At 38.7% G+C, this 24,480-nt stretch carries 27 protein-coding genes and 1 pseudogene; all 28 read right to left on the bottom strand.

The window, feature by feature from the left end; translation table 11 throughout:
- Positions 1-190: 190 nt before the first annotated feature.
- The 28 genes and pseudogenes from murA to glpX all read right to left on the bottom strand — a co-directional run bounded on the left by murA (position 191) and on the right by glpX (position 24,463).
- Positions 191-1,501, bottom strand: coding sequence for a UDP-N-acetylglucosamine 1-carboxyvinyltransferase (murA, locus tag TY13_RS01785; RefSeq protein WP_042470918.1), 1,311 nt, complete (start codon positions 1,499-1,501; stop codon positions 191-193).
- Positions 1,502-1,934: 433 nt separating this feature from the next.
- Positions 1,935-2,177 (bottom strand): DUF1146 family protein, encoded by a 243-nt coding sequence (locus TY13_RS01780; protein WP_042470915.1) that lies wholly within the window; start codon positions 2,175-2,177, stop codon positions 1,935-1,937.
- 199 nt (positions 2,178-2,376) lie between these two features.
- The gene (locus TY13_RS01775) at positions 2,377-2,784 is read right to left on the bottom strand and encodes a F0F1 ATP synthase subunit epsilon (RefSeq protein WP_042470912.1); all 408 of its coding nucleotides are present in this window, start codon (positions 2,782-2,784) and stop codon (positions 2,377-2,379) included.
- Positions 2,785-2,809: 25 nt separating this feature from the next.
- Positions 2,810-4,225, bottom strand: coding sequence for a F0F1 ATP synthase subunit beta (atpD, locus tag TY13_RS01770; RefSeq protein ID WP_042470909.1), 1,416 nt, complete (start codon positions 4,223-4,225; stop codon positions 2,810-2,812).
- 50 nt (positions 4,226-4,275) lie between these two features.
- Positions 4,276-5,133, bottom strand: a complete 858-nt coding sequence (atpG, locus tag TY13_RS01765) for an ATP synthase F1 subunit gamma (RefSeq protein ID WP_042470906.1) — start codon at positions 5,131-5,133, stop codon at positions 4,276-4,278.
- Between the two features lie 100 nt (positions 5,134-5,233).
- The gene (gene atpA / locus TY13_RS01760; protein ID WP_042470905.1) at positions 5,234-6,742 is read right to left on the bottom strand and encodes a F0F1 ATP synthase subunit alpha; all 1,509 of its coding nucleotides are present in this window, start codon (positions 6,740-6,742) and stop codon (positions 5,234-5,236) included.
- Between the two features lie 28 nt (positions 6,743-6,770).
- The gene (locus TY13_RS01755; RefSeq protein ID WP_042470901.1) at positions 6,771-7,301 is read right to left on the bottom strand and encodes a F0F1 ATP synthase subunit delta; all 531 of its coding nucleotides are present in this window, start codon (positions 7,299-7,301) and stop codon (positions 6,771-6,773) included.
- Entirely contained in the window at positions 7,298-7,816 is a 519-nt protein-coding gene (gene atpF, locus TY13_RS01750) for a F0F1 ATP synthase subunit B (protein ID WP_042470898.1), read from the bottom strand. Before atpF ends, TY13_RS01755 begins: the two co-directional genes overlap by 4 nt.
- A 177-nt stretch (positions 7,817-7,993) precedes the next feature.
- Positions 7,994-8,206: a F0F1 ATP synthase subunit C gene (gene atpE / locus TY13_RS01745; protein ID WP_195891658.1), complete on the bottom strand. Its 213-nt coding sequence runs from the start codon at positions 8,204-8,206 to the stop codon at positions 7,994-7,996.
- Positions 8,207-8,290: 84 nt separating this feature from the next.
- Positions 8,291-9,019: a F0F1 ATP synthase subunit A gene (gene atpB / locus TY13_RS01740; RefSeq protein ID WP_042470893.1), complete on the bottom strand. Its 729-nt coding sequence runs from the start codon at positions 9,017-9,019 to the stop codon at positions 8,291-8,293.
- A 33-nt stretch (positions 9,020-9,052) separates the two neighbouring features.
- Positions 9,053-9,424, bottom strand: a complete 372-nt coding sequence (locus tag TY13_RS01735; protein ID WP_042470889.1) for an ATP synthase subunit I — start codon at positions 9,422-9,424, stop codon at positions 9,053-9,055.
- A gap of 515 nt (positions 9,425-9,939) precedes the next feature.
- Positions 9,940-11,055, bottom strand: a complete 1,116-nt coding sequence (gene wecB / locus TY13_RS01730; RefSeq protein WP_042470885.1) for a non-hydrolyzing UDP-N-acetylglucosamine 2-epimerase — start codon at positions 11,053-11,055, stop codon at positions 9,940-9,942.
- Between the two features lie 92 nt (positions 11,056-11,147).
- The gene (gene upp / locus TY13_RS01725) at positions 11,148-11,777 is read right to left on the bottom strand and encodes a uracil phosphoribosyltransferase (protein WP_042470883.1); all 630 of its coding nucleotides are present in this window, start codon (positions 11,775-11,777) and stop codon (positions 11,148-11,150) included.
- A gap of 176 nt (positions 11,778-11,953) precedes the next feature.
- Positions 11,954-13,195 (bottom strand): serine hydroxymethyltransferase, encoded by a 1,242-nt coding sequence (gene glyA, locus TY13_RS01720; protein WP_042470881.1) that lies wholly within the window; start codon positions 13,193-13,195, stop codon positions 11,954-11,956.
- A 23-nt stretch (positions 13,196-13,218) separates the two neighbouring features.
- On the bottom strand, positions 13,219-13,764 hold the full coding sequence (locus TY13_RS01715) for a TIGR01440 family protein (protein ID WP_042470878.1): 546 nt from the start codon (positions 13,762-13,764) through the stop codon (positions 13,219-13,221).
- Between the two features lie 3 nt (positions 13,765-13,767).
- The gene (gene rpiB / locus TY13_RS01710; protein WP_042470875.1) at positions 13,768-14,205 is read right to left on the bottom strand and encodes a ribose 5-phosphate isomerase B; all 438 of its coding nucleotides are present in this window, start codon (positions 14,203-14,205) and stop codon (positions 13,768-13,770) included.
- A 505-nt stretch (positions 14,206-14,710) separates the two neighbouring features.
- The gene (locus TY13_RS21410) at positions 14,711-15,643 is read right to left on the bottom strand and encodes a methyl-accepting chemotaxis protein (RefSeq protein ID WP_456061798.1); all 933 of its coding nucleotides are present in this window, start codon (positions 15,641-15,643) and stop codon (positions 14,711-14,713) included.
- 15 nt (positions 15,644-15,658) lie between these two features.
- Positions 15,659-15,889 (bottom strand): annotated as a pseudogene (locus TY13_RS21215) (HAMP domain-containing protein); the annotation flags it as partial.
- A gap of 106 nt (positions 15,890-15,995) precedes the next feature.
- On the bottom strand, positions 15,996-16,448 hold the full coding sequence (locus TY13_RS01700) for a low molecular weight protein arginine phosphatase (RefSeq protein ID WP_042470869.1): 453 nt from the start codon (positions 16,446-16,448) through the stop codon (positions 15,996-15,998).
- Positions 16,449-16,474: 26 nt separating this feature from the next.
- The gene (locus TY13_RS01695) at positions 16,475-16,960 is read right to left on the bottom strand and encodes a manganese efflux pump MntP (RefSeq protein WP_230199375.1); all 486 of its coding nucleotides are present in this window, start codon (positions 16,958-16,960) and stop codon (positions 16,475-16,477) included.
- Positions 16,961-17,235: 275 nt separating this feature from the next.
- Positions 17,236-18,267, bottom strand: coding sequence for an L-threonylcarbamoyladenylate synthase (locus TY13_RS01690; RefSeq protein WP_042470863.1), 1,032 nt, complete (start codon positions 18,265-18,267; stop codon positions 17,236-17,238).
- Positions 18,268-18,370: 103 nt separating this feature from the next.
- Entirely contained in the window at positions 18,371-18,919 is a 549-nt protein-coding gene (locus tag TY13_RS01685) for a stage II sporulation protein R (protein WP_042470861.1), read from the bottom strand.
- Positions 18,920-18,963: 44 nt separating this feature from the next.
- Positions 18,964-19,827 carry a peptide chain release factor N(5)-glutamine methyltransferase gene (gene prmC / locus TY13_RS01680; protein WP_042470859.1) on the bottom strand — a complete coding sequence of 288 codons (864 nt, stop codon included), beginning with the start codon at positions 19,825-19,827 and terminating at the stop codon, positions 18,964-18,966.
- Positions 19,814-20,890 (bottom strand): peptide chain release factor 1, encoded by a 1,077-nt coding sequence (prfA, locus tag TY13_RS01675; protein ID WP_042470856.1) that lies wholly within the window; start codon positions 20,888-20,890, stop codon positions 19,814-19,816. Before prfA ends, prmC begins: the two co-directional genes overlap by 14 nt.
- A gap of 86 nt (positions 20,891-20,976) precedes the next feature.
- Positions 20,977-21,549 carry a thymidine kinase gene (locus TY13_RS01670; protein ID WP_042470853.1) on the bottom strand — a complete coding sequence of 191 codons (573 nt, stop codon included), beginning with the start codon at positions 21,547-21,549 and terminating at the stop codon, positions 20,977-20,979.
- A 78-nt stretch (positions 21,550-21,627) separates the two neighbouring features.
- On the bottom strand, positions 21,628-21,831 hold the full coding sequence (gene rpmE, locus TY13_RS01665) for a 50S ribosomal protein L31 (RefSeq protein WP_042470850.1): 204 nt from the start codon (positions 21,829-21,831) through the stop codon (positions 21,628-21,630).
- A 258-nt stretch (positions 21,832-22,089) separates the two neighbouring features.
- Positions 22,090-23,373, bottom strand: a complete 1,284-nt coding sequence (gene rho / locus TY13_RS01660) for a transcription termination factor Rho (RefSeq protein ID WP_042470847.1) — start codon at positions 23,371-23,373, stop codon at positions 22,090-22,092.
- A 133-nt stretch (positions 23,374-23,506) separates the two neighbouring features.
- Complete coding sequence (gene glpX, locus TY13_RS01655; protein WP_042470843.1) at positions 23,507-24,463, bottom strand: class II fructose-bisphosphatase; 957 nt, start codon at positions 24,461-24,463, stop codon at positions 23,507-23,509.
- Between the last annotated feature and the right edge of the window lie 17 nt (positions 24,464-24,480).

Here is a 24,480-nt window from a genome sequence, read left to right as displayed (position 1 = left end):
TAATGACACTGTATATAATACATTTAAATAGCCAACAACCTACTGACACAATTAACTCGGAAAAAATACGGTCAGTTAACAGAGGCAAATTTGATTTACAAAAAAAGCATTGCCGAGAATGATCTGCCTCATAAAAATTAGATTGGTGTCTAACTTTTACGGGGCAGTTCAGAATGGCAATGCTTTTATATTATGCTGTTACTTGTTCAGTGCTGTCTTGTTGTACCGCGATTACTTCGCCTTCTGTTACGCGCTCAATATTTGCACCTAATGCTGCTAGTTTTTCATGGAATTTTACATAGCCGCGATCTAAATGGTGTAAAGCTGTTACACGTGTTACACCTTCTGATACTAAACCTGCTAAAATAAGTGATGCCGCAGCGCGCAAATCAGTTGCCGCTACTTCTGCACCTTGTAGTGCATTATTTCCTTCGATAAAGACAGAACGCCCCTCAATTTTAGCAATCGCATTCATTCGACGGAATTCTTCAACATGCATAAAGCGGTTCTCAAATACTGTTTCTGTAATAATGCTTGTGCCTTCCGCTGATAACATTAATGCCATCATTTGTGACTGCATATCTGTTGGGAACCCAGGATGCGGCATTGTTTTAATATCTACTGCTTTTAATTCACCAGTTGCACGTATACGTAGCCCATTTTCCTGCTCTATAATTTCTACGCCCATTTCACGCATTTTTGCAATTAAAGCTGTCATATGCTCTGGAATCGCATTTTCAATAATTACATCACCACGTGTAATAGCTGCTGCTACCATAAATGTACCTGCTTCGATACGATCAGGAATTACATAGTGTGTAATACCTTTTAGCTTCTCTACACCTTCAATGCGGATTGTCGCTGTTCCTGCGCCCGTCACACGACCACCCATCGCATTTATAAAATTAGCTAAATCGACAATCTCAGGCTCTTTTGCAGCATTTTCGATAATTGTCGTGCCTTCTGCTAAAGCTGCTGCTGTCATAATGTTTTCTGTCGCACCAACACTTGGGAAATCTAAATAAATTTCGGCACCCTTTAATTTTTCAGCACGTGCCTCAACATAGCCATGTCCAAAAGAAATCTCTGCACCCATTGCCTCAAAGCCCTTTAAGTGTAACTCAATTGGACGAGAGCCAATTGCACAGCCGCCTGGTAATGCAACACGTGCAAAGCGATTACGCGCAAGCAAAGAGCCCATTACTAAAATAGATGCACGCATTTTACTAACAAATTCAAATTGTGCTTCACTAGACAACTCCTGAGCAGCATCAATTACAAATTCATTGTTATGCACATCATACTGTACATCTGCATTTAAGCTTTTTAATACTTCACCAATTGTATATACATCAGCTAAAGCTGGAACGTCTCTAATGATATTTTTTCCTTCAGAAGCTAATAAAGATGCTGCTAAAATAGGTAATACAGCGTTTTTTGCGCCTTCAACTTTTACGCTACCTTGTAAAGTCTGACCACCCATAACGATAATTTTCTCCACAATTCGTCCCTCCGAATCCCATTCTCATAAACTTGCTATTTTATTTAAAAGTTCATTAATCTCTTTTATCCAAACACTGCTAATAATACAGCTATAACCCAACTTTATCAAGCATCTAATTCACTATTTTGTGTCGAATTTTGACTTTATTGTTCATACTACATATTACGCATTGTATGTACAGTTGGTGAATCAGTTCATGGATACTTTTTACGCTAATTGGGTTGTCCAAAAAGCAAACTGATGCACCTCTTAGTTACTGTTTTAATGAAATTTTAGCCATTTAGAAACATGTAAGTATTTTTTAAAAAGTTGAAAAACTATACACCAAAAGTCAATGTATTAAACATTTTTTCAGTCGATTGCCCAGGAAATATATACTTTGTAGCGAAAAACAACCATTTGCTTTCCCCTACAAGCTATATAATGCATTTTATTGGAAAATATAAACTAAGCTCCTTGACCATTGCGAAAAAGTAATGAAAAAGTTGGAAACTGATGAACCGATTACGATGCTGAATAAAATATAAACGAGTTGGATTTGGAATGTTTTACCTTTTTTAAATAGTTGATCAAAACGAAATGCTTGTAATGCATAGAATGCCACAGCAATGAAGAAAATATGCGAGGCTAGACCGAAAAGTGCCTGTTGTCCTATTTCCGTATAAAAATCCATCTTTCATTACGCTCCTTTATGAAAAAAGTTGTTGTTTTGCGCTAATTGACAGAAAAATTTTTGTTTATCGGTGGATTTCTTCTATTTATTGGCATTTCCAAAATTTTATTGGCGCTTTTTTCTGTCATCATTTAGGTCATTAAAAGAACTGTTTGAAAAGAGATGCATTAGCATGCTTTTCAAACAGTTCTCACTTGATTTAGATATTACCCTCTTGAACGTTGATACGATTCAACGCACGTTTTAGCGCTAACTCAGCACGTTTGAAATCAATGTCATCTTTTTTACCTTCTAAACGACCTTCTGCTCGTTTTAATGCTTCTTTTGCACGAGCTAAATCAATTGAAGCTGCAGCCTCAGCTGAAGGAGCTAAAATTGATACTTTTTCAGGACGAATTTCGATGAAGCCGCCGCTAACAGCTACATAATCAGTTGAACCATCTTGTTTTTTAAGCTTTACAGCACTAATCGCAAGAGGTGCAACCATAGGAATATGGCCTGGAAGTACACCCATTTCCCCTGAAACTGTTTTAGCGACTACCATTGTTACTTCAGAATCGTATACTGGGCCGTCGGGAGTGACAATACTGACTGTTACTGTCTTCATATTATTTTCCTCCTCGCCGTTAGAATTAAACCTCTACGCCCATGCCTTTTGCTTTTTCTACTACTTCGTCAATACTACCAACTAAACGGAAAGCATCTTCTGGTAAGTGATCCCATTTGCCATCAAGAATTTCCTTGAATGAGCGAACAGTTTCTTTAACAGGTACATAAGAACCTGCTTGACCAGTGAATTGTTCCGCTACGTGGAAGTTTTGAGATAAGAAGAATTGAATGCGGCGAGCGCGCTCTACTGTTTGCTTATCTTCATCAGATAACTCGTCCATACCTAAGATGGCGATGATATCTTGTAACTCACGGTAACGTTGGATTGTACGTTGAACTTTAGTAGCCACTGTATAGTGCTCTTCACCAACGATATCTGGTGATAATGCACGAGATGTTGATGCTAATGGGTCAACGGCTGGGTAAATACCCATTTCAGATAATTTACGCTCTAAGTTAGTTGTTGCATCTAAGTGAGCGAAAGTTGTTGCTGGTGCTGGGTCAGTATAGTCATCGGCTGGTACATAAATCGCTTGAATCGAAGTTACAGAACCTTTTGTAGTCGATGTAATACGCTCTTGTAATTTACCCATTTCTGTAGCAAGCGTTGGTTGGTAACCTACCGCAGAAGGCATACGACCTAATAGGGCAGAAACCTCAGAACCTGCTTGTGTGAAACGGAAGATATTATCGATGAATAAAAGTACGTCTTGACCTTGTTCATCACGGAAGTATTCAGCCATTGTTAAACCAGTTAATGCTACACGCATACGTGCACCAGGTGGCTCGTTCATTTGACCAAATACCATCGCAGTTTGCTTAATAACGCCAGAGTCTGTCATCTCGTGGAATAAGTCATTACCTTCACGTGTACGCTCACCTACACCCGCGAATACAGAAATACCGCTATGCTCTTGTGCGATGTTGTTGATTAATTCTTGGATTAATACAGTTTTACCTACACCGGCACCACCGAATAAACCGATTTTACCACCTTTAATATATGGTGCTAGTAAATCTACTACTTTGATACCTGTTTCAAGGATTTCAACTGTTGTAGATAATTCATCAAATTTTGGCGCTTCGCGGTGGATTGAGTCACGGCGAGCTGATTCTGGAATTTCTTCACCTAAGTCGATTACTTCACCAAGTACGTTGAATACACGACCTAGTGTAACTTCACCAACTGGTACTGAAATAGCTTTTCCTGAGTCAGTTACTTCTGCTCCACGTTGTAAACCGTCAGTAGATGACATCGCAATTGTACGAACAACATCATCACCTAAGTGGATTGCAACTTCAAGAGCTAAAGTAGTTGGCTCTTCATTTGGACGTTCAATCTTAACAGTTATGTTGTTATAGATTGCTGGTAAATGGCCGTTTTCGAATTTAACGTCTACTACCGGACCCATTACTTGTAGAACTTGTCCTTTGTTCATGTTGTGTACCCTCCTATCGTATTCTTATACGAAGTCAGTGAAATTGCAGCCTACTCTAGGGCTGCAGCTCCACCAACGATTTCTGTAATTTCTTGTGTAATAGCTGCTTGACGCGCACGGTTGTATTGCAATGATAGACCATCAATTAATTCAGATGCATTATCTGTTGCATTACGCATTGCCGTCATACGTGAAGCATGTTCACTTGCTTTTCCGTCTAATAGAGCACCATAAATTAAGCTTTCTGCATATTGTGGAAGTAATACTTCTAGAATTGCTTCACCAGATGGCTCGAATTCATATGCAGCGCTTGTTGTTGAAGTTGCAATATCAGTTAACGGAAGAACCTTTTTCTCCGTTACTACTTGAGAAATAGCACTTTCGAAGTGGTTATAGTACATATAAAGTTCATCATATGCGCCATCAATGAACATACCAACAGCATTACGAGCGATTTCTTTAATATCAGCAAATGTCGGTTGGTCAGGAAGAGCAACAACACTACTGATAACATTATGATCACGTTTAACAAAGTAATCACGCGCAACACGACCTAGCGCAAGAATAACGTATTCGTCTTTTGATTTATGACGCTCATTAATTGTACGTTGAACTTGGCGTAGGATGCTTGAGTTATAAGCACCTGCTAAACCACGGTCAGAACCGATGACTAAATAAGCTGTTTTCTTAACAGGACGAGCAGTTAGCATTGGATGTCCACTGTCTTTTGTACCTGCTGCGATAGCGCCTACTACGTCTTGGATTTTTTCCATGTAAGGAACGTATGCTTTTGCGTTTTGTTCTGCACGACGTAATTTAGAAGACGAAACCATTTGCATCGCCTTTGTTATTTTTTGCGTGCTCTTTGTAGAGTTAATACGACCTTTAATTTCGCGTAAGTTTACCACTGGTATTTCACCACCTTCTGTTATTTAATCACAATCCATTATTCTCACAGCATCCGCAAGCTGCTGCCTGCGGAGTCCGTGACGAATGGTTCAACTAAGATTACTCTGATTTAGCAAAAGTCTTTTTGAAAGCATTGATAGCTTCAGCAAGATCAGCATCAGCTGGAAGATCTTTTGTTGTACGGATATGATCTAATACATTTGTGTGGTTTGTATCTAACCAGCTTAGTAACTCACCCTCGAAACGAGTGATGTCTGCTACTGGAATATCATCTAAGAAGCCGCGAGTTAGTGCATATAAAGCAACAACTTGCTTTTCAACTTTTAGTGGTTTGTTTAAATCTTGTTTTAAAACTTCAACTGTACGTTTACCACGCTCTAATTTAGCTAAAGTAATTTTATCTAAATCAGAACCGAACTGTGCAAATGACTCTAGCTCACGGAAAGCAGCTAAGTCAAGACGTAATGTACCAGCTACTTTTTTCATCGCTTTAATTTGAGCTGAACCACCTACACGTGATACAGATAAACCTGCGTTGATCGCTGGACGTACACCTGAGTTGAATAGGTCAGATTGTAAGAAAATTTGACCGTCTGTAATCGAAATTACGTTTGTAGGAATGTAAGCTGAGATATCCCCTGCTTGTGTTTCTACGAATGGTAATGCAGTGATTGAACCATTTTGGTAAGTTTCGTTTAATTTCGCAGCACGCTCTAATAGACGGCTGTGTAAGTAGAACACGTCACCAGGGTAAGCTTCACGACCTGGAGGACGACGTAATAATAATGACAGCTCACGGTAAGCAGAAGCTTGCTTAGATAAGTCATCATATACTACTAATACGTGTTTACCTTGTAACATGAATTCTTCTGCCATCGATACACCCGCAAATGGTGCTAAGAATAGTAATGGTGATGGTTGAGAAGAAGAAGCTGTTACTACGATTGTGTAATCTAAAGCACCGTTTTTACGAAGTGTTTCAACTACGCCACGTACTGTTGATTCTTTTTGACCGATTGCAACATAGATACAAATCATGTTTTCACCAGCTTGGTTTAAGATTGTATCAATTGCTACAGTTGTTTTACCTGTTTGACGGTCACCGATAATTAACTCACGTTGACCACGACCGATTGGTACTAATGCGTCAATCGCTTTAATACCTGTTTGTAATGGCTCATGTACTGATTTACGTGCCATTACACCGAAAGCTGGGCTTTCGATTGGACGAGTTTTTGTTGTGTTGATTGGACCTAAGCCATCCACTGGTTGACCTAATGGGTTTACAACACGACCAATCAGTTCTTCACCAACTGGAACGCTCATAATACGACCTGTACGACGAACTTCATCGCCTTCTTTAATGTCAAGGTACTCACCTAAAATAATAATACCTACGTTACCTTCTTCTAGGTTTTGTGCCATACCCATAACACCGTTAGAGAACTCTAAAAGCTCTCCAGCCATGACGTTGTCGAGGCCATGAGCAAGAGCGATACCGTCACCAACGCGGATAACTGTACCTACTTCGCTTACTTGTAATTCAGATTGGTAGTTTTCAATCTGTTGTTTAATCAGACTGCTGATTTCTTCAGCTTTGATGCCCATGTATGTTCACCTCTCACATTTCTTAAAATTAAACAACTAATGTACGCTTTAAACCTTCTAGCTTAGAAGCGATTGTGCTGTCATAAATATAGTTGCCGATTTGTACACGAACTCCACCAAGAATTGATGGCTCAATAATGTTTTTAATTTCTAGTTTGCTTTTACCTACTAGCTTTGCAAATGCTGCTGAAATCTCTGCATTTTCTGCTTCAGTTAAAGAGCGTGTTGAATAAACTGTTGCTTCTGCTGCGCCCGCGGCTGCAGTTGCAAGAACTTGGAATGCTTCAGCTACAGCAACGATATCGCTAATGCGTTGTTTATCAACTAATAATTGAACTATGTTTAATACTGCTGAATTAGCGTTCGCTAAAATTTCAGATAGCATTGCTTTTTTCTTTGCAGAAGAAATTTTTGGAGCTTTTAATAACTCTAGTAAAGCTGGTGTATTTTCGATTGCAGCTGTTAATTCCTTTAAATCTGCACTTACTTCTGCAATACTTTGATTCTTGTTAGCTAATTGAAACAATGCTTCAGCATAACGCTTCGCTACTTGACTCATTTCGCTTCGCCTGCCTTCGCAATCGTTTCTTTAATTAATGCACTGTTGTCCTCTTCAGAAATCTCTTTACCAAGAACTTTAGATGCTGCCAGAACTGATAATGATACAACTTCTTCACGCACAGCTGCGATTGCTTTTTCTTTTTCGTTTTCGATTTCACGCACTGCAGCTTCTTTTAAACGAGCTGCTTCTGCACGAGCTGCTGAAATAATTTCATCACGCTGTACATCGCCTTGTTTTTTTGCACCTTCTACAATAGCTTGTGCTTCTGTACGAGCTTCTTTAAGAAGGCTTTTTTGTTCTTCTAATAATTGGTGCGTCTCTTTACGAGCTTTTTCAGCCGCTTCGATTTCACTTGCAACTAACTCCTCACGTTGTTGCATAATGCCCATTAATGGACCCCATGCAAACTTTTTAAGAAGAAGCATTAAAATAATGAATGTTGCTAATGTTGCAACAGCATCTCCACCGTTAAAATTGCCAGATGCACCTAATACAAGATCATTTACTAACACGATTGGTTCACTCCCTTCAAGAGCTTGTTCAAAATCTATAACATGTAAATCTTTAATTTCAAATTCATTGTTGCTTGCTTCACATCATTACATGTGAATTTCATATATTACATAAAAGGAATGGCGAAGTTGTAAGTCTGGAGAACTTTTCTTCGCCATTGACGTCGTAAGTAGTAATTATTGATTCATTACGATGAATGCTACTACTACACCGATGATTGGAAGGGCCTCAACTAATGCAACCCCGATGAACATTGTTGTTTGAAGAGCACCACGTAATTCTGGTTGACGAGCGATACCTTCTACTGTTTTTGATACGATAAGACCGTTACCAATACCTGCACCTAGTGCACCTAAACCGATTGCGATTGCTGCTGCTAATAAACCAATTGAACCTGTCATTGTTAAATTTCCTCCTTGGAATATGTGTTTTTTATTGTGGTTCAAATACCGTGAAATTCACGGAATTTATAATTAATGGTCGTGACTCACTTTGTGTGCCAAATAAACCATTGTTAACATAGTGAAAATGAAAGCTTGGATAAACCCGATGAAAATCGAGAACCCTTGCCATGCTAGAGCTGGAATAACCATACTTACCCAACCTAACAAGCCTGTACCTGCGATACCAGCAATTAAGCCGATTAAAATTTCCCCTGCATAAATGTTACCGTAAAGACGCAAACCAAGTGTTAACGTATTGGCAAACTCCTCAATAACTTTTAATGGGAACATCCACCACATTGGCTTTAAATAAGTTGTTTTCGCATAACCGCCAGTTCCATGCATTTTGATACCATAATAGTGAGCTAAAAGCGTAACCATAACAGCTAATGTTAATGTTACAGTTGGATCGGCTGTCGGTGATTTCCACCATAAATAGTCTTTATAGACGATAGAGAATGGTAAACCTAGTAAGTTCGCTACAGCAATAAACATAATTAGAGTAAGCCCTAATATGTGGAAGCGACCACCTGTTTTCCAATCCATATTGCTCTTAATGATACCTTTCACGAAGTCCATAACCCACTCCATGAAATTTTGCATACCAGTTGGCTTTAATTTTAGGCTGCGTGTTGAAATAAACGCAATCAAAAATACGACTAAAGCTGTAATCACTAGCATTAAAACAGTTGACTTGTTAAATGTTAATACATAATCTCCAAATAGTGGTAGATCGAATTCTGGATTTTTATGACCCATTTTTGCATTCACCTCTCTTTCATTAAGTACACTTTAGTGTTGTTTAGCAAGATGTACAATTCGCTCAATTACGAGAAAAATGTACGGAAGCATTAGCCCAATAACTGTGCTAATCAGATGAAAATGTTCTGGCAACGACATGGCGATTGCGACTGCCGCAACACCCGAGCCAAAGCGTAAGGCTGTGCCTAAAGATGATGCCTTTCTTCCTTCACTAATAGAGTGGTCAAACTTGTCCATTCGTCGAACTAAAATCCAAAAGTTGTATGTACCGAAGAATGCACCTAAACCAATTCCTGCGAAGATGCTAGCATATGGCGTAAAAGCCCATCCTAGTACACAGAGAGCAAGCAAAAAAAATAACACTTTCTTTTGCTTAGCGAAAATGTAATGCAAATCTTCCATTGGCAATAAGTCTCCTGAATTTTTTTCGAGTAAAGAATTGATGCTGACCAGCAAGTGAATTCAAAGCGTAGTGAATGCACTACAGTAAGAGGTTAAAAAATATGTAGCAAGATTTGACTTGGAGTAAATTTCTACATACGAAAGCTTTAACCTTTATGGACATGTATCCAGACGCATCAAACCGTTGCAAAGTTTTCTTCTGCGACGAATAATCGCAGGAGCATAATCGACAATTGGAACTCAACTGTCAATTCAGTAGAAACTTGATATAAATAAGTGCTCCAAAGTATGTATACACTATGAAACCCCTATCATTCTTACCCTTTGTTAGCATACAATAGGCGATATTTGATGTCAATTAGTATTGGTGAAAAACTTCACAATCCCCCCAATGTTGTCAAATTGTCGACAAATTTGTGAAGAGGGATTTTTAAATTGTGAAGTTTGTCAAAATTCCTTGTTCCAAAAAATCTTTTTCTTCCTATACTATTTTACAAAATTATATATGCTCATTTTTAATGCTTTTCTAAAAATTCTACTAGCGCCTTTACAATTCGCTCTGAAGCATAACCATCGCCATAAGGATTAGATGCCTGTGCCATTGCTTCATATGCTGCCTGATCAACTAATAGCTCGTTTGCTAATTGATAAATTACGTCCTCATCTGTGCCAGCAAGCTTCAGTGTTCCTGCTGCAATGCCTTCTGGTCTCTCTGTTGTATCACGCAACACAAGCACTGGCTTACCAAGTGAAGGAGCCTCCTCCTGCACACCACCAGAATCCGTTAAAATCATATATGAACGTGCTGCGATATTATGGAAATCAAAAACTTCTAATGGTTCAATTAAGTGAATACGCTCATCGTTACCTAACACATCATTAGCAATTTCCCGCACAACAGGATTCATATGTACAGGATAAACAACCTGGATGTCATTATGTTCTGCTAATAAGCGCTTGATTGCACGGAACATATTACGCATTGGCTCACCTAAGTTTTCACGGCGATGCGCTGTTAACAAAATCATACGGTCCGTGCCCATTTTTTCTAGTACAGGGTGGCTATATGTTTCATTTACAGTCGTTTTCAATGCGTCAATTGCTGTATTCCCTGTAACGAAAATTGCTTCAGCCGGTTTATTTTCGCGCAGTAAATTTTCTTCTGACTGCCTTGTTGGTGCAAAATGTAAATCCGCCATAACACCTGTTAACTGACGGTTCATTTCCTCTGGGTAAGGAGAATATTTTTGGCCTGTACGAAGCCCTGCTTCAACATGCCCAATTGCAATTTGATTATAAAATGCCGCTAAACTACCGATAAATGTAGTTGCTGTATCACCATGTACAAGCACAATATCAGGCTTCGCTTCTTTCATTACTGCATCTAACCCTTGTAGTGCATTTGTTGCAACATCCACAAGCGTTTGGCGATCCTTCATAATATTCAAGTCATAATTCGGGTTAATTTTAAAAGTTTCAAGTACTTGATCAAGCATTTGACGATGCTGAGCTGTCACTGTCACAATCGACTCAATTTGTGGATGTTTCTCCAGCTCCAATACAAGCGGCGCCATTTTAATTGCCTCTGGACGCGTACCGAAAATCGTCATTACTTTAAACTTCGTCATCATGAACTCTCCAGTCTACAAAATATAATTGGTATAGTAAAATAGTATATTTAGAAATCTCCTTTCTAAATATACTATTTCATTTTTTCACTATATTACTTCGTACCGAATAAACGATCGCCTGCATCTCCCAAACCAGGTATAATATAGCCATGATCATTTAATTTTTCATCTAATGCTGCAATATAAATATCTACATCATCATGTTCTTTTTGGATTGCCTCGACACCTTCTGGCGCAGCAATTAAGCACATAAATTTAATATGTTTAGCCCCGCGCTTTTTCAAAGAGTTTATCGCCTCAACAGCTGAACCTCCTGTTGCTAACATTGGGTCTACAATAATAAAATCACGCTCTTCTACATCAGCTGGTAATTTTGCATAGTATTCAACAGGCTTTAATGTTTCTGGATCACGATATAAACCGATATGCCCCACTTTTGCAGCCGGAATTAAATTTAAAACACCATCTACCATGCCGATTCCCGCTCGTAAAATTGGAACGATTGCAAGCTTTTTACCTGATAACACTTTTGATTTTGCAGTCGTTACAGGTGTTTCAACCTCGATTTCTTCTAAAGGCATATCTCTTGTAATTTCAAATGCCATTAATGTTGCGACTTCATCTACAAGCTCACGAAATTCTTTAGTTCCAGTGTTCTTGTCACGAATATAAGTTAACTTGTGTTGAATTAATGGATGGTCGAATACATATACTTTGCTCATGCGGCTCTCTCCTAACTGTTGTTTATCTGAATAAGTATATCAAAAAAAGTCCAAGCTGTGTTGTACAACATAGTCTGATGAGCTAGATTTTATCTTAAAAACTTTAGTAAACAATATATCAGCGGTTTTCAAAATAAAAAAAGAGTAGTGGCATGGAAACCACTACTCTTTTTTATTTATGCATATAATGGGAATTTATCTGTTAGAGCTTTTACACGTGCGCTTGCTTGCTCTTTTACTGCTTCATCATCGATATTTTTTAATACAGTTGCGATAATTGAGCCAACTTCTTTCATGTCTTCTTCTTTGAAGCCACGAGATGTAACAGCTGGTGTACCGATACGAATACCTGAAGTCACGAATGGTGACTCAGTATCATAAGGGATTGTGTTTTTGTTTGTTGTAATTCCAACTGCATCTAACGCATGCTCAGCCACTTTACCTGTTAAATCTAAAGATTTTACATTTAATAATACGATATGGTTGTCTGTACCACCAGATACGATTTCCACACCTTCAGCCATTAAAGTTTCTGCTAATACACGTGCGTTTGCTTTCACTTGCTTCGCATATTCTTTAAATTCTGGTTGTAAAGCTTCACCAAATGCAACAGCTTTAGCAGCAATTACATGCATTAATGGACCACCTTGGATACCTGGGAATACAGATTTATTTAATTTTTGCTCCCATTCTTTAGAGGCTAAAATTATCCCACCACGTGGACCGCGTAAAGTTTTATGTGTTGTTGATGTTACAAAATCAGCATATGGCACTGGCGACTGATGCTCACCTGCTGCTACTAAACCGGCGATATGTGCCATATCTACCATGAAGTATGCGCCAACCTCATCTGCAATTTCACGAAATTTCTTGAAGTCAATTTCGCGTGGGTATGCAGATGCACCAGCAACGATTAGTTTTGGCTTGTGCTCCAATGCTTTTTGACGAACATCCTCGTAGTCGATTACATGTGTATCTTTTGTTACACCATACTCTACGAAATTATATAAAATACCAGAGAAGTTAACTGGTGAACCGTGTGTTAAATGACCACCATGAGAAAGATTCATACCAAGTACTGTATCGCCTGGTTCTAAAATTGTATGATACACAGCCATATTTGCTTGCGCACCAGAGTGTGGCTGTACGTTTGCGTATTCAGCACCAAAAATTTCTTTTACACGATCGCGAGCAATATCTTCTACTACGTCAACATGCTCACAGCCACCATAATAACGCTTGCCTGGGTAGCCTTCTGCATATTTGTTCGTTAATACAGAACCTTGTGCTTCCATTACTGCTTCAGATACAAAGTTTTCAGATGCGATTAACTCGATATTGGCTTGCTGACGCTTTTTCTCTGCTAAAATACCATCTAATACTGCTTTATCTTGTGCTGCTAATTTTTCAAATGCCATGTAATTTTCCTCCCAAAAGTAAATTATTCATATTGTGCACGCACGCCACCAATTAATTTTGGGCGCGTCGTTGCTACCGTCACTACAGCTTCACCAAGTGTTTTCACTGATGTACGTATTGGAACTGCTACTGCTTTTAAATGCATACCAATCAATGTTTGACCGATATCAATGCCTGCATGTGCTTGTACATTTTCCACAACAACTGGCTGTTCCATTTGTGTATACGCATAGGCTGACATAGAGCCACCTGCTGTTTTTACTGGAACGACATGTACAGGTTCTAAACGATATTTTTCAGCGGCTGTGTACTCCATTGTTAAAGCACGGTTAATATGTTCACAGCCTTGAAAAGCTAAATATAAATTATGGCGTTCAGCAAATTTTTGTAGCTCTTCATAAATAACTGTTGCTACATCTATTGCTCCCGCTGTTCCAATGCGCTCACCTATAACTTCAGATGTCGAGCATCCCACAACAAATAATTGCTGCGGTTGGAACACTGCCTGCTGCTCTAATTCACTTAACAATGTTGATAGAGATTTATGCAAATGATTTAAATTTGTCATTTATTACACTTCCAACTCTGAAATCTTTTCTACGCGGCGCGTATGGCGTCCACCTTCAAATTCAGTACTTAACCAAGTTGATACGATTTCACGTGCTAGCCCTGGCCCAATAACACGCTCGCCCATTGCTAATACATTGGAATCATTATGACAGCGTGTTGCTTTTGCTGAAAATACATCATGCACTAAAGCGCATCTGATTCCTTTTACTTTGTTTGCTGCAATCGACATGCCAATCCCCGTACCACAAATTAAAATACCTCGATCAAATTCTCCAGAGGCAACACCTTCAGATACAGGTTTCGCGTAGTCTGGATAATCAACCGATTCGTCAGATTGCGGACCGAAGTCTTCATAGCTAATACCTAAGTCACCTAACAAAGACATAATCTCACGGCGTAGATTATTTCCACCATGGTCAGAAGAAATTGCAATTTTCAACGAAGCTCCCTCTTTTCACGATATATTCATAAATAGTGTACCATTTATTGAATGAGAAAAACATTCCTTTCAAGCATAACAAAAAAACTTTCAAATGAAAACACGAATATTACAGATTAATTCTAAATTAAAGTTCATCTTTCCTTTACTTTTTCAAGCAATTCACCAATTTATATTCGTCTTTCGTTTTATTTACAGAATCTTCTTGAATATATGTAATGAATGTTGTGAGTTTTTTTCAACAACAAATACTTTTATCGATATAATATTCCATTTTACTACCAACTAATTTAATTAGAGAAATAGGGTGCTTACTAAAGAACGACAACACAGTGTCAAAGTAAAATAAAAACTATCTAGAAAGCAGTGCACTTACTTACTTTCTAGACAGCTATAGTTGTTTAATGGAAAGGCTTAAAATATTCTCTCTTCTTGCCAACATATCCGATTTTCTTCTTTTCCAACGTAATTCAAATTTATTGACCAAGCCTTTTATACATTTCTTTTATTTTGAACGATCAAATTGGGCAATCACATTATATAGCTCATTAGATTGCTGTTGAAGGCTTTCACATAGATTTTGTGCTTGTTCAATTTCAAATGCTTGCTCTTCAGTAATAACACGTACTTCCTGTGCACCTGCAGAAGTTTCCTCTGCAATCGCAGCGACTTCCTGAGATTGATGTGCCGTTAACTCGATACCCCCAAGTTGTTGCTTAGTTAAAGAAGAAATATCCACAACTGCATGCGCTACTTCTTCCACATTGCGTACCATGCCGTCAACTGTTGCTGTCGTTTCAGATACACGAGCAGATTCTTGTGTGGCAAATGCAACTTGACCGTTCATTTGCTTTACAACAAGCTCTACATTTTGTTGCATTGATTGAATAATTGTTGTAATGCCTTGTACTGCTTTCGCGCTTTCATCAGCTAAAATACGAACTTCTTCAGCCACAACGGCAAATCCTTTACCATGTTCTCCTGCTCGTGCCGCTTCAATTGAAGCATTTAACGCAAGCAAGTTTGTTTGCGCTGCGATATCCCCAACTAGTCCGATTATTTGCTCAATTTGCTCCGCATTTTTTTCTAACCCTTGAATGTTTGCTAAAGCTTCCTCATTGCTTTGAGCAATTTGCTGAATGCTCATTACAAGGCTTTGAATTGCCCCTTTTGTCGCTTCTAAATGATTAAGCATTTGCTTTGACCCATCAGCAGAATTTGTTGCGTTCACGTTGACATCTAGCGCCAATTGACGAATATCAACAAGTGCCTCCGCCATTTCTTGAACAGAAACAGCCGAAGTTTGTGCGCCATCTGAAATATGTCCTACTGTTTTTGCGACATCATGCGCTTTGTGCGAGGATGCTTTTGTTAAATCCGATAATTCGTTAATTGTTGAATTTGTAATGCGATAATTATTTTCGATACCATCAACCATGCCACGCAAATTGACTAACATATGCTGAAATGCCTCTGCCACAGAGCGAATTTCATCATTTGTTTTAGGCATTATTAAGTCTTGTCCAATTTTCCCTTCCGCTACACGTGAAGCAGCCTGCTCCAAAGCTTGTAGTGGGCGAACTAAAATGATACTGAACACCGCAGCTAAAATACAGGACCAAGTAATTCCCGCTATGTATGTACTTATTTGAAAGACTTTGCTGTCTATTGTCTCAAAAAACATCGGATGTATAAATTCGATAAATACAAAGCTGGTAGAATATGTAACAAGAGCTAAAACACCTACAAATAATACTAGCTTTTTGCGCAGATTAAATCGTTTTTGATTATTATTCACTATTCGTTCCTCCCCCTTGTTTTTGCGCTAATTCTTCAATCAAATGCTGCAATTCATAAAATGTTTGCTTATACGTATGCAAATCTCCTCCATATGGATCTGATACGTCTAGTGCTGTATATGGAGTTACATATTCTTTCAATGTGAAGGTCTTGGGCGCAGCAAGTTCCGAGCTACGAACTAACAGCTCTTTATGTGCTGTCGTCATCGTTAAAATTAAATCTGCCCATTCAATATCCTCCACTGTTACTTGACGAGAAACATGGCTATGTGGAATATTTTCACTGTCTAAAACACGCTGAGCATTTTCAGACATTTCTCCTCCTTCAAGAGCATAAATACCTGCTGAGCGAACTGCAACATTCGGAAGCTGCTTAGCCTTCAAAATCGCCTCTGCCATTGGGCTTCTACAAGTATTTCCCGTACAAACAAAATAAATATTCATTTTTTCTCCCACTCTTCCAAAAATGCTTAATTGAAAAGTATAGCGATGCTAATAGCTAACAGTAATACTCCCGCTATTACTTTAAAAATTTGACTGTTGAAAATTGATGTTTTAGCTATGATTAACGCCGTATAAGATAGTAAAAAGGTACCAACTCCAACACTAAGTATAAATAAATACTTTTGTAGATTTAGCATACCAAAAGAAACGCTTGCTGAAAAGCTATCAATGCTCACCATAATCGCTAAAATTGGCAAAGCTTTTTGTGGAACGTGCTGATTTTTTGATGATAAAAGTAATTGAAGCGCAATGCCAAATAATAAAATTGCAGAGAGATATGACGCCCAGTCCTCCATAAATATGCTAACCCAGTTCCCTAATTTGAACCCGAGCAACGGAAAAAGCATATGCCAAAAAGCGGTCCAAATTGATAATAAAAAGCGTTGTGAAACACTAGGTAAAAGTATATATAATGCGACTACATCTAACGCTAAAATAATTCCAAGTATCACTTCCTGCAAGAACATACCTCCTAAGCATTGCTTTTATTTTATGTGGGTACATGGGCAGAGAGAACTTAAAGAAAAAAATGCTAGCAGAAACTATTGAAAACCTTAGTTAGTAGAGGCTGTTTGGAGGTTACTCGCCGCAGATAGCCACTTGCTTTTTTAGAAGTGTTGCTTAGAAGTAATTAGGGCTTTTTTAAGGCATTCGATTTTTCTAAACGGCAAATAGAAAAAGCTGTCGAGAAAAACAGGTGTTAACCTGCTTTCCCAACAGCCCATCCTTATTTATACCATCGTCCTCCAGCCGCTTTTTCTAGGCGATTCATAATCGCAACTCCTACACCAATTCGCGCAGTCGTTGTCGCTAAAATAAGCGTCGCGTCCGTTTTATCACATGCACGTAGCGCATCATAAAGCCTGCTACTCATATCATCAACGTCGCCATCCTTACCATATGTAAAGAAATAATTAGCCTTGCTACTTACAAAGCTTTCTGATGCCAATAATGCAACACGTTGCCCAGTAGCTTGTAGTTGCTCAATTGCTCGTTGCACACTTTCCATTTCTGGCTCAATTAATAAGACAGGAGCCTCAGGTGCATAATGAGTATATTTCATGCCTGGTGCTTTTGGTGTATCTGAGCTTTCTTGCTCTTTCTCAGTTGGCTGAATAACCGTGCCAATTACTTCCTCTAACATCTCCTTTGTTACACCACCTGGACGTAATATAACTGGAGGAGTTACTGTAACATCTAGCACCGTCGATTCTAAACCAACGCCTGTTACCCCGCCATCTAAAATACACGAAATCACATTTGTCATATCTTCCGCCACATGCTCTGCCTTCGTTGGTGATGGCTTACCACTTCGATTAGCACTTGGAGCTGCTAATGGTTTATTGATTTCTCTTAATAAACGTAATGCAACAGGGTGATCTGGCATTCGTAAGCCAACTGTAGGTAAGCCCGCAGTCACACCGGATGCAAAGACATTAGGCTTCGTTTGTAAAATAAGCGTCAGCGGACCTGGCCAAAATGCATCCATACATTTTTGTGCTACTTCAGTTATATGCTGGGCATAATCTTTCGCTTGCTCTTTACTACTAATATGGACAATAAGCGGATTATCTGACGGGCGGCCTTTTGCAGCAAATATTTTTTGCACCGCTACTTCATCTGTCGCAACAGCTCCAAGCCCATATACCGTTTCTGTCGGAAATGCGACCACTTCGCTTTTATTTAAAAAATCCACAGCTTGTGCATAATTTTTATTACTATTCACACCATTATCCACAATCAAATATTTAGTTTCCACATAATCATCGCCTTTTATTTCGCTATTTTTCCACAGTTATTCACATACTGTTGATAACTTATCACGTTATTGTGCATAAGTTATTAAAAAACTGTGGGTAAATCTATGAAAATTTTCTTTTTAACCATTCATAAATAACAAATTTACGCTTTTCGTCCTTTTGCTCCTGAGGTTTTTCACATGTTTTTGGAAAAGCAGAGCAAAACCAGTTGTCACCTCGTGCCTGTCCGATTGTTAATACAACAGACTGATAGAAATTTTGTGGATAAAAAGTATTAAATTCATATTTAGGTGGGATCAAGTTATCCCCAACTACGATATTCACATCATACTGTTGATAATTTTTCGCAAGAACTCGTTTTACATCGGCTAGCGCTACTTCTGTTTCTTGAGTGCTAGCAATTTGTTCAAACATTGGTTGCACTGCTTGGACAATTTCCTGTTTCAATAATTGATCCTGCTGTAAGTTACTATTTGCTACAACTCTAAATAATACTGGACTCGCCTCTTTTTGTTCATGCCAGCTTTCACCAAACTCTACGAAATGAGGTACTGCTAATAGCAGCATATAACTAATTAAGGCGTAACAAACATAACGAAAAATAACAAAAATGGAAAATGGCTTTCTAGCAATATTATAATCTTCTAACATGAAAATCCCTCCTTGTCTATCATCATGGACAACGGAGACTTTTTTTATTCACTAATTTCACAAAAAACTATTCTATCTTTTCCATTAATATCTTTCACTATTTCAATCAACGCGTTCGGGAAATACTGTTGAAAAAAACCAGCTACAGCTCGCCCTTGTGTATAGCCAATTTCTACGCCAATTAACGCTGGTCGATTCATTAAAGCTGGCAACTGCTCCGCTAGCTTGCGATATAAAATAAGTCCATCTTCTTCTGCAAAAAGTGCTGTGTGCGGTTCATGTTCAAGAACAACATCAGACATTTCTGCTGCCTCTTGAAATGCAATATATGGAGGATTACTTAAAACAACATCCCATTTTTGCTGCGCAATTGGCTCAGTTAAATCCCCTAAACGAAAGTCAATTGTCGCCTGCAGTTGCTCTGCATTCTTGCCAGCCGTTGCTAGTGCTGCTTGCGAAATATCTGTGGCAGTAACAGCCGCATCAGGCCATTCAAGCTTCATCGTTACAGCAATAGCACCACTTCCAGTACCGATATCTGCTAATTTAAGAGAGGACTCTTTGCCAAATAGCTTTTTCATACGCTCCATTGCACCAACAATTAATTCCTCGGTCTCTGGACGTGGGATAAGAACAGATTGATCTACTTGAAACTCACGCCCATAAAATTCCTCTACACCTATAATATATTGAACGGGTACTCCTCTAGCATGCATTTGTAGCATCTCTTCAAGTACAGCAATTTGTTCATTGGGCATTTGCTCCTGCATTCGCATCATTAAACCTGAATAATTTGTTTGCAGCACATTTTGTATTAGCAAACGTGCTGCCGTTTCCTCTCGACCATTTGCGCTTAAAAAAGAAGAAGCCCGTTGCAGGACTTCAAATACTGTATTAGGCATCTTCATTTAATCTTGCTAATTTCGATGCTTGCTCTTCTAAAATAAGCGCGTCAATCACTTCGTCTAATTTTCCTTCAATGATTTGGTCGAGTTTTTGAATTGTTAGACCGATGCGGTGGTCTGTCACGCGGTTTTGTGGATAGTTATAAGTACGAATGCGCTCTGAGCGATCCCCTGTACCTACTGCCGATTTACGTGTTGCATCTACTTCCGCTTGCGCTTCTTGCATATACATATCAGCTACACGAGCACGTAAAATTTTCATCGCCTTTTCGCGGTTTTTAATTTGTGAACGCTCATCCTGCATCGATACAACAACACCTGTTGGAAGATGGGTCATACGAACAGCAGACATTGTCGTGTTAACTGATTGCCCACCAGCACCAGATGATGCGAATGTATCAACACGAATATCTTTTTCATGGATTTCTACATCTACCTCTTCTACTTCTGGTAAACATGCAACAGTTGCAGTCGATGTATGAATACGCCCTTGCGATTCTGTAGCAGGTACACGTTGAACACGGTGTGCACCGTTTTCAAACTTAAATTTAGAGTATGCGCCTTGACCGTTAATCATAAAGATTACTTCTTTATAACCACCCATTGCGTTTGGTGTCGCTTCCATAATATCAATTTTCCAGCCTTGTACCTCCGCGTAACGGGAATACATACGGAATAAATCACCCGCAAAAATATTCGCTTCGTCTCCACCAGCAGCTCCACGAATTTCCATAATAACGTTTTTCGAATCGTTCGGATCTTTCGGGATTAATAAGATGCGGAGTCGCTCTTCTAAATCAGGAATTTGATCATTTAATTCATGGAACTCTTCCTTCACCATTTCTAACATATCAGGGTCTTTTTCCATTTCCAGCATTTCACGAGTATCTGCAAGCTGTTCCTTAACAGCTTTATATTCGCGATATACTTCAACCATCTCTTGAATATCTGATTGTTCCTTCGAGTATTCACGTAATTTCTTACTATCACTTACTACATCTGGATCACTTAATAATTCATTTAATCTTTCGTAACGATCTTCAACAGCTTGTAAACGATCAAACATAATACTTTCACCTCTGTATAAAATTAATTCTAATGCGATTACTTATTCTTATTAGTATAAAGAAATTCTTAAACGGTTGCTACACTTTAAAGTGGTGGGTTGCTATGACACTTTCTACATACTGGATAGTATGAATCGTTGCCACCGATTTGAATTTGGTCACCTGTATAAACAGGTTTGCCGTTATCATCAACACGTAAGTTCATCGTCGCTTTTTTATGGCAGAACCAACAAATCGTTTTCATTTCTTCGATTTTATCTGCGTAAATCAACATATAACGACTACCTTCAAACAACTCATTTTGGAAATCATTTTTTAAGCCAAAGCCCATAACAGGTATATTTAATTCATCAACAATTTTAGTTAACTGTAGTACATGCTCCTTTGATAAAAACTGTACTTCGTCAATTAATATACAATATGGCTTTTCATCTTGATTTTTTACGCATTCAAAAATATTTGTATCATCAAACACAGCTATTGCTGGGCGACGGAGACCGATACGACTTGATACAATACCTACTTCATCGCGCGTATCAATGCCAGAAGTAAAAATAAGGACTGGCTTTTTTTGCTCTTCATAGTTGTGGGCTACTTTTAAAATTTCAATTGATTTACCGCTGTTCATCGCACCATGTTTAAAAAATAATTGCGCCATTTTGTCCTCCGTATATGAAATACTTTATCTCTCAAAAAATGCCTGCCAGTCGGAAACCTGGCAGGCACTTTAAAGTTATTATTTATTAAGACCGTATTTTTTGTTGAAACGATCCACACGTCCATCAGCAGACGCGAATTTTTGACGACCTGTGTAGAATGGGTGACATTCGTTACAGAACTCGACAACGATTGATTCTTTTACAGAACCAGTTTGGAATGAGTTACCGCAAGAGCAAGTTACTGTTGCAGTTTTGTAATCTGGGTGAATTCCTTGTTTCATATTCGTTTTCTCCTCTCGCCCTGAACCATCTGGAACAGAGTATTATCGAACTGCACCTTACATAGCCCGAATATGTCGGCTACATATGTACACGTTGCATACTTTGAGATTATAACATAATCATTTTAGAGTTTTCAAGCGAAAATATTTTAGTGTGTTTGGATTTTCTATAAAAAGCTAAGAACCCAGGTGTTTTCAGCTATCTATCAGAGAGTGGCTAAACAACATATTTTTGGTAAATCAACCCTATTAGATAATTTACAATAAGCCTTTACCATTCGTTGCTTTTTTCATATCCTCATTTAGTTTATCGAAAAATTCTTCGTTTGATTCTGTTGTGCGTATCTTGCGTAAAAACTTTTCAGCGAAGTCTGGTGCGTCGCTGAATGTTTTGCGGATTGCCCACAGCTTATCTAGCTGCTCTTTTGGAATTAGCAACTCTTCCTTACGCGTACCTGAACGGCGAATATCCAATGCAGGGAAAACTCGTCGCTCTGCTAAACCGCGGTCTAAATGCAGCTCTAAATTCCCTGTTCCTTTAAATTCTTCATAAATTACTTCATCCATACGGCTTCCTGTGTCAACTAAAGCTGTTGCTAAAATTGTTAAACTACCGCCTTCTTCAATGTTACGTGCTGAACCGAAGAAACGTTTAGGACGATGGAACGCAGCTGGATCAATACCACCTGATAGCGTACGACCGCTTGGTGGGATAACTAAGTTATAAGCGCGCGCTAAACGAGTAATAGAGTCCATTAAAATAATGACATCGCGTTTATGCTCAACTAAGCGACGTGCACGCTCTAGCACAATTTCTGCTACCTTTACATGGTTTTCAGGCACTTCATCGAATGTTGAAGAAACAACATCTGCATTTACAGAACGCTCAATATCCGTTACTTCTTCTGGGCGCTCATCAATCAATAAGACGATTAACTCTGCCTCTGGATAATTTGTCGTAATGGCATTGGCGATTTCCTTCAGCAAAGATGTTTTCCCTGCTTTAGGTGGTGCTACAATTAAACCGCGTTGACCAAACCCTACTGGTGCGATTAAATCCATAATACGTGTAGATAATTTTTTAGAAGTTGTTTCAAGTTTAATATGGCGATCTGGATAAAGTGGTGTTAGTGCAGGGAAATGCACTCGCTCTTTTGCAACTTCAGGATCCTCTCCGTTTACTGCATCAACTTGTAATAAACCATAGTAGCGTTCATTTTCTTTTGGAGGACGTACCTTACCTGAAACTTTGTCGCCATTACGTAAATCAAAACGGCGAATTTGAGAGGCAGAAATATAAATGTCTTCTTTAGAAGGAGAATAGTTGATTGGACGTAAAAAACCAAAGCCTTCTTGCGACACAATTTCAAGCACTCCTTCCATAAAGAAGAAGCCTTCTTGTTCAGAACGTGATTTTAAAATCGCAAAAATCAATTCTTTTTTTGTTAATTTACTGTAATACGAAATTTTGTAATCTCGCGCGAGAGCATAAAGCTCTTTTAGTGTCATGTTTTCTAATTGCGCAATTGTAAAAGCTGTCATATGATGACCCCAGTCTTTTTAAATTTTACTTGTCGGAGAATTGTTGAAGCTAATCATCGTTTCATTTTTGATTAGTTCATTTTCTTAAGAAGAGTAGGACTGAGCAATCGTTTCAGCCCTACTGTATAGAAGTTTAATACGTTGGTTTTTTCTCGATGCTATGGCGACCTTCAATAAATCGTACAGTTCCCGATTTAGCACGCATTACAACTGAATGCGTTAGTGCGTATGCACCTTTGTATTGAACACCTCGTAAAAGCTCGCAATCTGTTACAGCAGTTGCTGCAAAAATAGCATCATCACCTTTTACTAAATCGTCCATATACAATACTTTATTCACGTCAATCCCCATTTTATTACAACGTTCTAGCTGTTCTTCATTTTCAGGTACGAGCTTCGCTTGGAAATCGCCACCTAAGCATTTTAAAGCAACCGCTGAGATTACACCTTCAGGTGCACCGCCGATACCAAACATAATATCGATACCCGTCTCATCAAACGCTGTATTAATTGCTGCACCCACATCTCCATCTTGAATAAATTTAATTCGTGCACCTGCTTCACGAATTTCATCTATAATCGCTTGATGGCGTGGTCGATCTAATAATGTTGCAACAACATCTGAAACATCCTTATTTTTTGCTTTTGCAACCTGTAATAAGTTATATGTTACAGAAGCATTAATATCAATTTTACCTGCTGCCTCTGGACCAACAGCAATTTTATCCATATACATATCTGGCGCGTTTAGTAAATTGCCACGGTCTGCAATCGCTAATACCGTCATTGCACCGTTTGCACCTTTAGCAACAATATTCGTACCTTCTAATGGGTCTACGGCGATATCAACTTCCGGACCGCCATTGCGTAATCCAAGCTCTTCACCAATATAAAGCATTGGAGCTTCGTCCATTTCACCTTCCCCAATTACTACTGTTGCATGCATTGGAATCGTATCGAACATTGTACGCATCGCCGTTGTAGCTGCATCATCTGCCGCAATTTTTTCGCCTCGTCCCATCCATTTTGCAGATGCAATCGCTGCTGCTTCTGTTACTCGTACTACTTCCATTGATAAACTGCGTTCCATGTTTCCTTTTCCTCCTG

This window comes from Bacillus ndiopicus, from assembly GCF_000612805.1.
GTDB lineage: Bacteria > Bacillota > Bacilli > Bacillales_A > Planococcaceae > Metasolibacillus > Metasolibacillus ndiopicus.
This window is presented reverse-complemented; position numbering and strand designations above follow the sequence as displayed.